Raw genomic sequence first — 14,359 nt, 5'->3', positions numbered from 1 at the left:
CCACACAAGGGGCGCCGGGCGGTACTACACGGAGTGCCTCTGCTGATGCTTGCTCAGACGTCCTGACAGACTATCTTGTCTCGCCCGGTATTCTTTGCCTGATACAACTGGCGATCTGCCTCGCTCAGCGCCTCGTCCATGGAGAGCCGCCCGACATTGATGACGCCGAAACTGGCGCGTACAAAGAGCGATATCTCCCGGGACAGCGGTTGCTGGCGCATTTGCAGACGAAGCCCTTCCAGCCGCTTGAGCAGCACGGGAACGGGGCAGTGGGGCACCATCAGGGCAAATTCTTCACCACCGAATCGGGCTATCATGGCATCCGGGAAGAACTGGGTGAGCAGCCTGGCCAGGTGACAGAGCAGCTGATCGCCGATGGCGTGCCCCCAGTGATCATTGACCTGCTTGAAGTGATCCACATCGAGCACGCATAGGGAGAGCTGCGCCTGATGGCGCTGATGCTCCTCGAACCACTTTTGACCCTCGTTGAACCAGTAGCGTCTGTTGTAAAGTCCGGTCAGGTAGTCTCGGTTGGCCGATTCCTGGATGTTGTTGAACTGCTCAAGGGCCTCCAGGTTGTGGCTGACCCGGCACTGCAGCTCCTCGGGTTCAAAGGGCTGATTGAGAAAATCATTCGCCCCTTGCTTGAGGTAGCGTGCCGAGAGGCCGTGTTTGTCCGACACCGAGATGCCGATGATGGCGAGCTGCTGCTTGCTGTAGCGCTCGCGCAGCATTCGCACCAGGCTGATGCCATCGATCTCCGGCATGTAGTAGTCCACCAGCATCAGGCGAATGGCGGGGTGCTGCTCGAGCTGCGCCAGCGCATCGCGGGCTGAATTGGCCTCGTGCACCTGCAACAACTGCTTGCGCAACTGGGCCGCGGTACGGTGACGGGAGGTGCGTGAATCGTCGACCACCAAGACTTCGATGGCCTGGTTGAGGTAGAGGCGGTGCACCAGACCGACGGCATATTGCAGGGAGTGACGTGAATCCTTCATCACATAGTCCAGCACCCCGGCTTCCAGCCAGGCTTCCCGCTTCTCTTCGCTGATGTCGGCCGTCAGGATCACCACCGGCAACCCACGCTCCCTCAGCACATTGACAGCTTCTCCGCTGGGGGCGTCCGGCAGGGTGAGATCCACCAGGGCGACCACATAATCTTCCCCATGGCAATCGCGAGCCCCTTCAAGGGTATCGAAGGCGTCGATTTCCAGCCCGGTCTGCTGCGCAATGGCCTGGGTCAGCATGCGGCGTACCGTCAGGCTGTCTTCCACTATCATTATTTTTCGTTTCATCCTGCTCCTTGCAATAAAAAAGGGCATGCCAACTGGCATGCCCTTTATATCCTTCCGATTATTGTGCGTCCAGATATCGCTCTGCATCGAGGGCGGCCATGCAGCCGGTCCCTGCGGAGGTGATCGCCTGGCGGTAGACGTGATCGGCCACGTCGCCGGCGGCGAACACGCCCGGGATGCTGGTCTGGGTTGCGAACCCTTCCAGTCCGCCACGCACCTTCAGATAGCCGTTTTCCATCGCCAGCTGCCCTTCGAAGATCTGGGTGTTGGGCTGGTGACCGATGGCGATGAAGACCCCCATCAGCGGCAGCTCGGAGGTGGTGTCATCCCGGGTGCTGCGCAGGCGCACGCCGGTGACGCCCATGTCGTCACCCAGTACTTCGTCCAGGGTCTGATGGGTGTGCAGGACGATATTGCTGCTCTCGACCTTGTCGTTGAGGCGCTTGATCAGGATCTTCTCGGCGCGGAACTCGTCGCGGCGATGGATGAGGTGCACCTTCTTGGCGATGTTGGCCAGATAGAGAGCCTCTTCCACGGCGGTGTTGCCGCCACCGACCACGGCCACTTCCTGGTTGCGGTAGAAGAAGCCGTCACAGGTGGCGCAGGCGGAGACGCCGCGGCCCTTGAAGGCCTCTTCTGAGGGCAGACCCAGGTATTTGGCGGAGGCGCCGGTAGCGAGGATCAGCGCATCGCAGGTGTATTCCCCGTTGTCGCCCTTGAGGCGGAAGGGACGCTCGGTCAGCGTCACTTCATTGATGTGATCAAAGAGGATGCGGGTATCGAACTTCTCTGCATGCTCTTTCATGCGCTCCATCAGGGCCGGGCCGGTCAGCCCTTCCGCGTCCCCTGGCCAGTTTTCCACTTCGGTGGTGGTGGTCAGCTGACCACCTTGCTGCATGCCGGTGATGAGCAGGGGATTGAGGTTGGCGCGAGCGGCATAGACGGCCGCAGTGTAACCTGCCGGACCGGATCCCAGGATCAGCAGTTTGCTGTGAGTGACTTGGCTCATGATGTGATTTCCGAGACGTGATGAGTTTGCGCGATTGTAGGTAATTCGTGATCCGTGGTCAAAGGCCAGCGCATCGATTGGGGCAATCGCCAACAAGAGGGGTGAGCCGGGGATGGCAGGCATAAAAAAACCGCCCATCGCGGGCGGATTTTCACTCATCTACCTCCCTTTGCAGGGACGCGATCAGTTCAGCAGGGTCAGGGGATCCGTGTAAGCCAGATTGTGGGCCACGGCAACCTCCTTGCAGGTGATTTTGCCCGCCATCACGTTCAGGCCGTGCAACAGGTGGGGATCGGCGAGCAGAGCGTTGCGATAGCCCTGTTCGGCCAGCTTGATGATGAAGGGGAGGGTGGCGTTGTTCAGGGCCACGGTGGAGGTCCGCGCCACGGCACCCGGCATGTTGGCCACGCAGTAGTGCACCACCTCGTCGACGATGAAGGTGGGATCTTCATGGGTGGTGGCATGGGAGGTCTCGACACAGCCGCCCTGGTCGATGGCCACGTCCACGATGGCCGCACCGGGTTTCATGCGAGCAATGTGGTCACGGCTGACAAGTTTTGGCGCAGTGGCGCCAGGCACCAGCACGCCGCCGATGACCAGGTCCGCCGCCAGCAGATGGCGCTCCAGGGTCTCGCGGTTGGAGTAGACCACCTTGGCAGCCCCCTGGAACTCGCTGTCGAGACGGCGCAGGGTATCGACGTTGTTGTCGAGGATGGTGACGTCGGCACGCAGGCCGACGGCCATGCGGGCTGCGTTGGAGCCCACCACACCACCACCGATGATCACCACCTTGGCCGGTTCCACACCGGGCACACCACCGAGCAGCACGCCGCTGCCGCCACGGGATTTCTCCAGTGCCTGGGCACCGGCCTGAATAGACATGCGTCCGGCCACTTCCGACATGGGGGCCAGCAGGGGCAGACCGCCACGACCGTCTGTGACGGTTTCATAGGCGATGCAGACGGCACCACTGTCGATGAGATCCTGGGTCTGGGCCAGGTCCGGCGCCAGATGCAGATAGGTAAAGAGGGTCTGGCCAGGACGCAGCATGGCCCGTTCCACTGCCTGGGGTTCCTTGACCTTGACGATCATCTCCGCCTTGGCGAAAACTTCGGCAGCGGAGGCCAGGATCTCGGCTCCGGCAGCCAGATAATCTGCGTCACTGAACCCAATGCCATTTCCTGCGCCGCTTTGGACGAAAACAGTATGGTTTCGTGCTGTCAGTTCACGTACACTGGCCGGAACCATGCCTACGCGATATTCATGGTTTTTTATTTCCTTAGGTACACCGATAATCATGCTATCCCTCGTCTATCGATTGGTGGTTTATGTTGCCTAGATGTTAAGCGACATTTGCGCCTAGTATATTCAGGTATTGACAGGATTTGTGACCATTATTATAAAGTGACTGGTGATTCTTACCAAAAAATAGCCAAAGGATGGAATTAAATGATGGAAGCTAAGAGTCGGCTAAAGGATTTGGACAGGATTGACCGCAACATTCTGAATGAACTGCAAAAGGATGGCAGGATTTCGAACGTTGAGTTGTCCAAACGAGTTGGCCTGAGTCCCACACCGTGTCTGGAACGGGTTCGTCGCCTGGAGCGACAAGGGTATATCGAAGGATATGCCGCCATTCTGAACCCTCATTATCTGGACGCGTCTCTGCTGGTGTTCGTGGAAATTACCCTCAATCGTGGCGCCCCCGATGTGTTCGAGCAGTTCAACAAGGCTGTTCAGGTGCTCGAAGAGATCCAGGAGTGCCATCTGGTGTCCGGTGATTTCGACTATCTGCTCAAGACCCGCGTCAGCGACATGTCCGCTTACCGCCGCCTGCTGGGTGAAACCCTGCTGCGTCTGCCGGGCGTCAACGACACCCGCACCTACGTGGTGATGGAAGAGGTCAAACAGAGCAGTCGTCTGGTGATCAGCACCCGATAAGCGGGGTTGTGCTGTGACTTGCAAGTTCCATGACGAGTCACGATAGTCAGAAACGAGCGGCCGGTCCGCTCGTTTCTTCTTATAGAGAGTTTCAGGCCCGCCCTCAGGCACTGGCTGACAATCGGTGGGCTTTTCAGGGATACTAGGCCCCCTATCCCCGCATTCATGTTTTCACAAAGGAGCCGGAGTTTGGCCGATAAAAAGCTGTTTACTCCTTTATCAGGTACACAACGGATCTTCGAGGCCGTCTTGATCGCCATCACCCTGATGGCTGCCTATCTTTTGCTTGCCCTGCTGACCTACCATCCCGCCGATCCCGGCTGGTCGCAAACCTCCTGGCAAGGGGAGGTGAAAAACCTCGCGGGCAGCGCCGGTGCCTGGCTCGCCGACATCACCATGTTTACCTTCGGGGCCTTCTCCTATCTGGTGCCCCCTCTGGTGGTGCTGCTTGGCTGGAGCCTGTTCTGGCGCCCGAGCAAGCTGCTGGAAGTGGATTACCTCACTCTGTCGGTACGGATCATCGGCTTCGTGCTGACGGTGCTTGGCATGTCCGCCATCGCCAGCATGAACTTCAACGACTTGCAGAACTTTTCCGCCGGCGGCCTGGTGGGGGATGTGATCGCCTCCGCCGTGGTGCCGCTGTTTGGCGGCCTGGGGGCCAACCTGATGCTGCTCTGCTTCGTGGCGACCGGCATCACCCTCTTTACCGGCTGGTCCTGGCTCACCATCGTCGAGCGCATCGGTGCCGCCTGCACCGGCTCAGTCAGCGCCATCTACCATTTCCCCACCACTCTTGGCCGCTGGCTCACCGGTGGCTGGCGTCAGCCCCGCTATGAGGGGCCGGATCCCCTGCTGGAAGGGGGCGTGGGCAGCTTCGATCAGGAAGAGGATGACGAAGACCCCCACGGCAGCTGGACACGCAACCCCAAGGCGAAGAATCGCGCTCAAAAGACAAAAGCTGACGAATGGCTGCCGGAGCTTGACGAAGACACCTTCCAGTTCGATCCGCAGTTTGACGACGAAGAGGACGAGGCTCCGGCGCCTGCCGCCAAGGGCAAGCGCGTGGCCAATGGCCGTCCGCGTCCTGCCGTGCGCCAGGAAGAAGATGACCTCGACTTGCCCTGGGCGGAGGGGGATGACGAACCCGATGCTCCCGTTGCCGCTGCGCCGGTGAAAGCCAAGCGCCGTCCCCAGCCCGGTCTGGCCCCTTTGCCGAGCATCGATCTGTTGGACAGGCCGCCCGCCAAGACCCAGATGATGAGCAAGGACGAGCTGGAGCGCATGGGCCGGCTGGTGGAGGCGAAGCTCGCCGATTACAACGTGCAGGCCAAGGTGGTGGGCGTCTATCCGGGTCCCGTCATTACCCGCTTCGAGCTGGACCTGGCGCCGGGCATGAAGGCGAGCAAGATCACCAATCTTTCCCGGGATCTCGCCCGTTCTCTCTCTGCCAGCAGCGTGCGGGTGGTGGAAGTGATCCCGGGCAAGACGTTCGTCGGGATCGAGCTGCCCAACCGGGTACGCCAGACCGTCTACCTGCGGGAAACCCTCGACTGCGAGGCGTTCGCGGCCAGTCGCAATCCGCTCACCATGGGGCTGGGTCAGGACATCGCGGGGGAACCCGTGGTGGTGAACCTCGCCAAGATGCCCCACCTGCTGGTGGCGGGTACCACGGGCTCGGGCAAGTCGGTGGGGGTGAACACCATGATCATCTCCATGCTCTACAAATCCTCCCCCGAGGATCTGCGCTTCATCATGATCGACCCCAAGATGCTGGAGCTCTCGGTCTACGAAGGCATTCCGCATCTGCTGACCGAGGTGGTCACCGACATGAAGGATGCCGCCAACGCCCTGCGCTGGTGCGTAGGCGAGATGGAGCGTCGTTACAAGCTGATGTCCGCGGTCGGGGTGCGCAACCTCAAGGGGTACAACGACAAGGTGCTGGCCGCCATCGAGGCGGGGGATCCCCTGGTCGACCCCCTGTGGCGTCCGGGCGACTCCATGGATCAGATGCCGCCGGAGCTGGAAAAACTGCCCCACATCGTGGTGGTGGTGGACGAGTTCGCCGACATGATGATGATCGTCGGCAAGAAGGTGGAGGAGCTGATCGCCCGTATCGCCCAGAAGGCGCGGGCGGCCGGTATTCACCTTATCCTCGCGACCCAGCGTCCGTCGGTGGATGTCATTACCGGCCTCATCAAGGCCAACATCCCGACCCGGATCTCCTTCCAGGTGTCGAGCAAGATCGATTCGCGCACCATCCTGGACCAGGGGGGCGCCGAATCCCTGCTCGGCATGGGTGACATGCTCTACATGCCTGCCGGCACCTCCAATCCCACCCGTGTCCACGGTGCCTTCGTCGATGACCACGAGGTACACAAGGTGGTGGCGGACTGGAAACTGCGTGGCGAGCCGGATTACATCGACGAGATCCTCTCCGGCGAGTCGGACGGCGAGGGCGGCGGTGGCGACTTCGGCGGGGGCGGCGATGAAGAGCTCGATCCCCTGTTCGACGAGGCGGTGGCCTTCGTGGTGGAATCCCGCCGTGGCTCCACCTCCAGCGTCCAGCGCAAGTTCAAGATCGGTTACAACCGGGCGGCCCGTCTCATCGAGCAGATGGAAAACCAGGGCATCGTCAGCGCCCCGGGTGGCAACGGCCAGCGCGACGTGCTGGCACCGCCGCCGGTTCGTGACTAAGCCTAACCCCTGTATCATTCTGGCCATGCCCTCTGCGGGCGTGGCCTTTTATCGAGAACCTCCCTATGAAGAGCCTGATGAAAAAACAACTGTTGATGGGTTCCATTCTGCTGGTCGCCAGCAGCCAGGTATGGGCCGATGCGGCCAGCGATCTCAAGGAGAAGCTCTCCTCCGTCAATGTCTTCTCCGCGACGTTTGCCCAGACTGTCTATGACAGCAAGGGCAAGGAGCTGCAAAAGGCGAGCGGTTCCCTGCTGGTGCAGCGACCCAACCGCTTCAACTGGCACACTACCTCCCCGGACGAGAGCCTGATCGTGGCCGATGGCAAGGATGTGTGGGTGTACGACCCCTTCGTCGAGCAGGTCACCGCCCTCAAGATGAAGGATGCGGTGCTCAACACCCCCTTCGTGCTCATCGCGGGCAACGACAACAGCCTCTGGAAGAACTATGACGTGACCCAGGAAGGGGATGTCTATACCGTCACCAGCCGCAACAAGGACGAGCTGATCGCCTCCTTTCGCATCACCTTCGACCGTCAGAACAACATCAGTCGCTTCGATGTGAAAGAGGCCCAGGGCCAGTGGAGCGAGTTCACCCTGAGCAGCTTCAACCGCAAGCCGGTGCTCAAGGGCAACGAGTTCGTGTTCAAGATCCCGAAGGGGGTCGAGCTGGACGACCAGCGCTGATGAGCCAGCCGTTACCGGTGTTATCGTCTGACCGGGCGTCATGGACGACCGGTCAGATGAAAGGTCAATGCAGATGAGCAATTTATCCCTGGATTTCTCCTCGGACTTTCGTCCGCTGGCGGCCCGGATGCGGCCGCAAACCCTCGAGCAATACATCGGCCAGCAGCATATCCTGGGGCCGGACAAGCCCCTGCGAAAAGCGATCCTGGCGGGGCACTGCCACTCCATGATCCTCTGGGGCCCCCCCGGCACCGGCAAGACCACGCTGGCAGAACTGGTTGCCCACTACTGCCAGGCGGAGGTGGAGCGGCTCTCGGCGGTCACCTCCGGCATCAAGGAGATCCGCGCCGCCCTCGACAAGGCGAAGGAGAACGGCTGGCGCGGGGTGCGCACCATCCTGTTCGTGGATGAAGTCCACCGCTTCAACAAGAGCCAGCAGGATGTCTTTCTGCCCCACATCGAAGACGGCACCATCACCTTCATCGGCGCCACCACCGAGAACCCCTCGTTCGAGCTCAACAATGCGCTGCTCTCCCGGGCCCGGGTCTATCTGCTCAAGAGGCTGGAGGAGCAGGACATCCTCGCCATGATCGATCAGGCGATGCAGGACCCGCGCGGTCTCAATGACCCTAGCCTGCGCTTTGCCCCCGGGGCCAAGGAGGCGCTGGCGAAAGCCGTGGACGGGGACGGGCGCAGGTCTCTGAACTATCTGGAGCTCCTGGCCGACATGGCCGAGGCCGACAGCTCAGGGGCGCGGGTGATCGACAGTACCTTGCTCGCCGCCGTGGTGGGGGAGCACGTGGCCCGTTTCGACAAGGGCGGCGATCACTTCTACGACCTCATCTCGGCGGTGCACAAGTCCATTCGCGGCTCGGCGCCGGATGCGGCCCTCTACTGGTATGCCCGCATGGTGAGCGCCGGCTGCGATCCCCTCTACATCGCCCGCCGCTTGCTGGCGATTGCCTCGGAAGACGTGGGCAACGCTGATCCCCGTGCCATGCAGGTGGCGCTCTCGGCCTGGGACTGCTTCCATCGCATCGGCCCGGCGGAAGGGGAGCGGGCCATCGCCCAGGCCATCGTCTACCTCGCCTGCGCCCCCAAGAGCAATGCGGTCTACACCGCCTGGAAGGCGGCGCTTCACGACGCCAAGAACCTGCCGGACTTCGAGGTGCCATCGCACCTTCGCAATGCCCCGACCAAGCTCATGAGCGAGCTGGGCTACGGCGCCGAGTATCGCTACGCCCACGACGAGCCGGGGGCCTATGCCGCCGGCGAGCAGTACTTCCCCCCGGAGCTTGCCGGCAAGCAGTACTATCAGCCCACCGAGCGAGGCCTTGAGAAGCAGATAGCCCAGAAGCTCGACTATCTGCACGAGCTGGACAAGCAGAGCCCGCGCAAGCGATAGGAAAGACCTTCAAGCCCCTCGCCCGGAAAGCGCACGGCAAGGGCATCAGGGGAGGGGGGCCCGGAAAAAACGGGCGCAATAGTCCCTGTTCGGGCGGGGGGGCGGTCTGCTACACTGCCCGTCTGACCCCGGTTGTCTTGGCCTTGCACCATCTTCTTGATTTCGAAGGCCCGATTCCGAAGGCAAAGGGGTGCGCCAACCGATGTTAACTTCCGGATCTGTTTCCCAACCCGGTCACGATGACCCGGGCCCAGATCCCATTAAAAAAAGTAGGTAAACCATGCTGGATCCCAAATATCTGCGCAGCGACATCACCGAAGCTGCCGCTCGTCTGGCGACACGTGGCTACGTTCTGGACGTAGCGGCGGTCAATGTTCTGGAAGAGAAACGCAAGGATCTGCAGTCCCGCACCCAGGAGCTGCAGGCCGAGCGCAACGCCCGCTCCAAGTCCATCGGTGAGGCTGCCCGTCGTGGTGAAGATGTTGCCCCCCTCAAGGCCGAGGTGACCAAGATCAACGACGAGCTCGAGACCAGCAAGGTCGAGCTGGAGGCCCTGCTGGCCCAGCTCAAGGTGATCGCCGACGCCATCCCCAACCTGCCGAGCGAGACCACCCCGGTGGGCCGTGACGAGAACGACAACGTGGAGGTCCGCCGCTGGGGCACTCCCCGTGAGTTCGATTTCCCAGTACGCGATCACATCGATCTGGGTGAGGCGGCCAAGGGGGTCGACTTCAAGAACGGCGTCAAGCTCTCCGGCGCCCGTTTCGTGGTGATGAAGGGCCAGATTGCCCGTCTGCACCGCGCCCTGGCCCAGTTCATGCTGGACCTGCACACCCTGCAGCACGGCTACACCGAGTGCTACGTGCCCTATCTGGTCAACCCGGACAGCCTGTACGGCACCGGCCAGCTGCCCAAGTTCTCCCAGGATCTCTTCAATACCGGCATCGAAGGGGAAGGGGAAGACGAAGGCAAGGTGCGCAAGTTCTCCCTCATCCCGACCTCCGAAGTGCCGCTCACCAACATGGCCCGTGACGAGATCTTCGACGAGCAGGAGCTGCCCATCAAGATGACCGCCCACAGCCCCTGCTTCCGCTCCGAAGCGGGCTCCTACGGTCGTGATACCCGTGGCCTCATCCGTATGCACCAGTTCGACAAGGTCGAGATGGTGCAACTGGTGCACCCGGAAAAATCCTGGGATGCCCTGGAAGAGATGGTGGGTCACGCCGAGAAGGTGCTGCAACTGCTGGAGCTGCCGTATCGCGTGATGGCGCTTTCCACCGGTGACATGGGCTTCTGCGCCGCCAAGACCTACGATCTGGAAGTGTGGCTGCCGGCCCAGAACACCTATCGCGAGATCTCCTCCGTCTCCAACTGCACCGACTTCCAGGCGCGCCGCATGCAGGCTCGCGTGCGCATCGACGGCAAGCCGCAGCTCATTCACACCCTGAATGGTTCCGGTCTGGCGGTGGGTCGTACCCTGGTGGCCGTGCTCGAGAACTACCAGCAGGCAGATGGCCGCATCGCCATCCCGGCTGCGCTGCAATCCTACATGGGCGGCCTGACCCACATCGGGTAAGCGCTCGTTGCAGACGACAACGCCATGGCATGCCATGGCGTTGTGCATTCTGGGCCCGGGAAACCCGCCGCAAGGGGAAGGGATAGCTCCCTTCGGGCCTGTAACACAATTTTATCAAGCATTGCGCAATCGTTTTTGTTAGACTGCGCCGCAATTTCGCAGGACATCTTTTTCTATGGTCTGGATTGATTACGCCATCATCGGCATCGTCGGTTTCTCCGCCCTCATCAGCCTGGTGCGCGGCTTTCTCAAGGAGGCCATGTCTCTGGTCACCTGGTTCGTCGCCTTTTTCATTGCCAGCCATTTCTATCCCGATCTCGCCGTCTATTTCACCTCTTTCTCCGATGCCATGGTTCGCAACGGTCTGGCCATCGCCGCCCTGTTCGTGGCGACCCTGATCCTGGGGAGCGTGGTGAACTACGTGGTGGGCCTGCTGGTGGAAAAGACCGGGCTTTCCGGCACCGACAGGGTGCTCGGGGTCTGTTTTGGCGCCATTCGCGGGGTGCTGATCGTCAGCGCCCTGCTTTTTTTCATGGATACCTTCACCAGCCTCTCCCAGAGCGACTGGTGGGTGGCGTCCAGGCTGGTGCCGGAGTTCAAGCCGGTGATCCAGTGGTTTTTCGGGTTCATGATGAACTCGTCCAGTTTTCTTCAACAGGTACAGTGACTTCGAGGTAGCAAAGACATGTGCGGTATTGTCGGTATAGTTGGCACCACCCCCGTCAATCAGGCCCTCTACGACGCCTTGACGGTGTTGCAGCACAGGGGACAGGATGCCGCCGGGATCGTGACCATTGACAGTGGAAACTTCCGGCAACGCAAGGCCAACGGTCTGGTGAAGGATGTGTTTGAAGTGCGCCACATGCAGCGCCTGAAAGGGAATATCGGCATCGGACACGTCCGTTATCCCACCGCAGGCAGCTCCAGTGCGGCAGAGGCACAGCCGTTTTACGTGAACTCTCCCTACGGCATGGTGCTGGCCCACAACGGCAACCTCACCAACGCCAAGGAGCTCAAGGAGCAGCAGTTCAAGGTGGCCCGCCGCCACATCAACACCACCTCGGACTCCGAAGTGCTGTTGAACGTGCTGGCCCACGAGCTGGACTTGTGCGACAAGATGGCGCTGCGCCCGGAAGATATCTTCTCGGCGGTGCGCAAGGTGCACCAGCAGATCCGCGGCGCCTATGCCGTGGTCTCTCTGGTGATCGGCCACGGCCTCATCGGGTTCCGTGACCCGAACGGCATTCGCCCGCTGATCCTGGGTCGCCGGGTCGACGAGCAGGGGCAGGTGGAGTACATGCTCGCCTCCGAGAGCGTGGCCCTCGACGCCATCGGCTTCGAGACGGTGCGTGACGTCGCCCCGGGCGAGGCCATCTACATCACCGAGCAGGGCCAGCTCTTCTCCGAGCAGTGTGCGGAAAGCCCGCAGATGAACCCCTGCATCTTCGAATACGTCTACTTCGCCCGTCCCGACTCCTTCATCGACAAGGTCTCCGTCTATGCCGCCCGCCTCAACATGGGTCGCAAGCTGGGCCAGAAGATCGCACGGGAGTGGGACGATCTCGACGTGGACGTGGTCATCCCCATCCCCGAGACTTCCTGCGACGTGGCGCTGGAAATCGCCCACACCCTGGGCCTGCCGTACCGTCAGGGCTTCGTGAAGAACCGCTACATCGGCCGTACCTTCATCATGCCGGGCCAGACCCAGCGCAAGAAGTCGGTGCGCCGCAAGCTCAACGCCATCAGCTCCGAATTCAAGGGCAAGAAGGTGTTGCTGGTGGACGACTCCATCGTGCGGGGCACCACCTCCGAGCAGATCATCCAGATGGCCCGTGAAGCGGGGGCCGCCAAGGTCTACTTCGCCTCGGCCGCGCCGGAAATTCGCTTCCCCAACGTCTACGGCATCGACATGCCCACCGCCAACGAGCTCATTGCCCATGGCCGTGAAGTGGAAGAGGTGTGCAAGCTTATCGGTGCCGACGGCCTCATCTTCCAAGATCTGGAAGATCTGGAAGAGGCGGTGCGGGAGATCAACCCCGAGCTGCGCCACTTCGAGACCTCGGTCTTCAACGGCCACTACGTCACCTCCGACGTGGATCAGGGTTATCTGGACCACCTCAATGCCCTGCGCAGCGACGACAACAAGGCGGTGCGCGAGTGGCAGGAAGGGACCAGCAACCTCGAGATCTTCAACGAAGGCAGTTAAACGTTTTCAGATTGCCAGCGTGATGAACAACAGGGGGGCCTCGGCCCCCCTGTTGCATGGATGCGCCTTGCGGCGAAACTGAGGGGGGGCTCAGGCCAGATCCTCCCCGTTACTCGCGATCACCTTCTTGTACCACCAGAACGACTTCTTGCGCCGGCGGGCCAGGGTGCCATGGCCGGCGTCGTCCCTGTCCACGTGGACGAAGCCATAGCGCTTGCTCATCTCCCCGGTGGAGGCGGAGACGAGATCGATGCAACCCCAGCTGGTGTATCCCATCAGGGGCACGCCGTCCTCGATGGCGTCCCCCATGGCCTCGATGTGGGCGCGCAGGTAGTCGATGCGGTAGTCATCCCGGATCTCCCCCTGCGGATCCATCTCGTCCACCGCCCCCAGGCCGTTTTCCACCAGGAAGAGGGGCTTCTGGTAGCGATCGTGCAAGGTGTTGAGGGTGATGCGAAGGCCCAGGGGGTCGATGCCCCAGCCCCACTCGCTCGCCTCGATGTGGGGATTGCGCAGGGACTTGACCACGTTGGCCTCGCTGGTGCTGCCCGCATTCATGTCGGCGGCGGCGCAGCGGGAGGCGTAGTAGCTGAAGGAGACGAAATCCACGGTGTGCCTGAGGATCTCGTCATCTTCCGGCCCCTTCACCAGGGTGACCCCCTTGTCACGAAACACCCTCTGCGCATAGGCCGGATAGGCGCCCCTGGCCTGCACGTCGATGAAGAGGAGGTTCTCCCGATCTTTCTGGAGGGCGGTCCAGACGTCGGCGGGCTTACAGGAGTAGGGGTAGAAGTTGCCCCCCGCCAGCATGCAGCCCACCTGGTTGGCCGGGTTCACCTCGTGGGCGATCCGGGTCGCCAGGGCGCTGGCCACCAGCTCGTGGTGGGCGGCCTGATACTTCACCTGATCCTGGTGCTCCCCTTCCTCGAACACCAGCCCCGCCCCGGAGAAGGGGCTGTGCAGCAGGATGTTGATCTCGTTGAAGGTGAGCCAGTACTTCACCAGGCCGTCGAACTGCTCGAAGCAGGTGCGGGCGTAGCGGGTGAAAAACTCCACCATCTGGCGGTTGCGCCAGGAGCCGTACTCGGTCACCAGGTGCATGGGCACATCGAAGTGGCACAGGGTCACCAGGGGCTCGATGTTGTACTTTCTGCACTCCTCGAACACCGCGCGGTAGAAGGCGATGCCCTCGGCATTGGGCTCGCGCTCGTCCCCCCTGGGGTAGAGACGGGCCCAGGCGATGGAGGTGCGAAACACGGTGAAGCCCATCTCGGCCATCAGGGCGATGTCCTCCCGATAGCGGTGATAGAAATCGATGGCCCCGTGGCTTGGGTAGAACTCGTCATCTTGCAGGGTGATGCGCTTCTCCTGGCCGAGTTTGACCGCCATGCGGCGCGGGCCATGGGGGATCATGTCTACCGTGGTCAGCCCCTTGCCCCCCTCGAGATAGCCGCCCTCCGCCTGATTGGCGGCCAGGGCACCGCCCCAGAGAAAGCCCTCGGGAAATCTTGTTAACGACATTGGTTACCTCTTGTCATGTCTGAATG

11 protein-coding genes are annotated in these 14,359 nt (G+C 61.6%); 7 read left to right on the top strand and 4 right to left on the bottom strand.

The window, feature by feature from the left end; translation table 11 throughout:
* Positions 1–53: 53 nt before the first annotated feature.
* From PG892_RS09420 to ald, 3 genes are all read right to left on the bottom strand, one after another.
* Positions 54–1,295, bottom strand: coding sequence for a diguanylate cyclase (locus tag PG892_RS09420; protein ID WP_052815246.1), 1,242 nt, complete (start codon positions 1,293–1,295; stop codon positions 54–56).
* Positions 1,296–1,353: 58 nt separating this feature from the next.
* Positions 1,354–2,304 carry a thioredoxin-disulfide reductase gene (gene trxB / locus PG892_RS09415; protein WP_052815247.1) on the bottom strand — a complete coding sequence of 317 codons (951 nt, stop codon included), beginning with the start codon at positions 2,302–2,304 and terminating at the stop codon, positions 1,354–1,356.
* Positions 2,305–2,487: 183 nt separating this feature from the next.
* Positions 2,488–3,603 carry an alanine dehydrogenase gene (gene ald / locus PG892_RS09410; protein WP_010674517.1) on the bottom strand — a complete coding sequence of 372 codons (1,116 nt, stop codon included), beginning with the start codon at positions 3,601–3,603 and terminating at the stop codon, positions 2,488–2,490.
* Between the two features lie 150 nt (positions 3,604–3,753).
* Here ald and lrp point away from each other — a divergent pair, with 150 nt between their 5' ends.
* From lrp to purF, 7 genes are all read left to right on the top strand, one after another.
* Positions 3,754–4,245: a leucine-responsive transcriptional regulator Lrp gene (gene lrp, locus PG892_RS09405; protein WP_005300047.1), complete on the top strand. Its 492-nt coding sequence runs from the start codon at positions 3,754–3,756 to the stop codon at positions 4,243–4,245.
* Positions 4,246–4,434: 189 nt separating this feature from the next.
* Entirely contained in the window at positions 4,435–6,939 is a 2,505-nt protein-coding gene (locus PG892_RS09400) for a DNA translocase FtsK (protein ID WP_052815249.1), read from the top strand.
* 77 nt (positions 6,940–7,016) lie between these two features.
* Positions 7,017–7,625, top strand: a complete 609-nt coding sequence (lolA, locus tag PG892_RS09395) for an outer membrane lipoprotein chaperone LolA (RefSeq protein ID WP_039039163.1) — start codon at positions 7,017–7,019, stop codon at positions 7,623–7,625.
* Between the two features lie 67 nt (positions 7,626–7,692).
* Entirely contained in the window at positions 7,693–9,030 is a 1,338-nt protein-coding gene (locus PG892_RS09390) for a replication-associated recombination protein A (protein ID WP_270825346.1), read from the top strand.
* Positions 9,031–9,310: 280 nt separating this feature from the next.
* A complete protein-coding gene (serS, locus tag PG892_RS09385; protein WP_052815251.1) occupies positions 9,311–10,606 on the top strand; it encodes a serine--tRNA ligase in 1,296 nt (431 codons plus the stop codon).
* A gap of 175 nt (positions 10,607–10,781) precedes the next feature.
* Positions 10,782–11,273, top strand: coding sequence for a CvpA family protein (locus PG892_RS09380; protein WP_010674522.1), 492 nt, complete (start codon positions 10,782–10,784; stop codon positions 11,271–11,273).
* A gap of 18 nt (positions 11,274–11,291) precedes the next feature.
* Complete coding sequence (gene purF / locus PG892_RS09375) at positions 11,292–12,812, top strand: amidophosphoribosyltransferase (RefSeq protein ID WP_041215287.1); 1,521 nt, start codon at positions 11,292–11,294, stop codon at positions 12,810–12,812.
* Positions 12,813–12,902: 90 nt separating this feature from the next.
* Here purF and PG892_RS09370 read toward each other — a convergent pair whose 3' ends face one another.
* Positions 12,903–14,333 (bottom strand): 6-phospho-beta-glucosidase, encoded by a 1,431-nt coding sequence (locus PG892_RS09370; protein ID WP_270825344.1) that lies wholly within the window; start codon positions 14,331–14,333, stop codon positions 12,903–12,905.
* Positions 14,334–14,359: the final 26 nt, after the last annotated feature.

Origin of the sequence: Aeromonas sp. QDB68 (assembly GCF_027707405.1) — a bacterium.
GTDB lineage: Bacteria > Pseudomonadota > Gammaproteobacteria > Enterobacterales > Aeromonadaceae > Aeromonas > Aeromonas caviae.
This window is presented reverse-complemented; position numbering and strand designations above follow the sequence as displayed.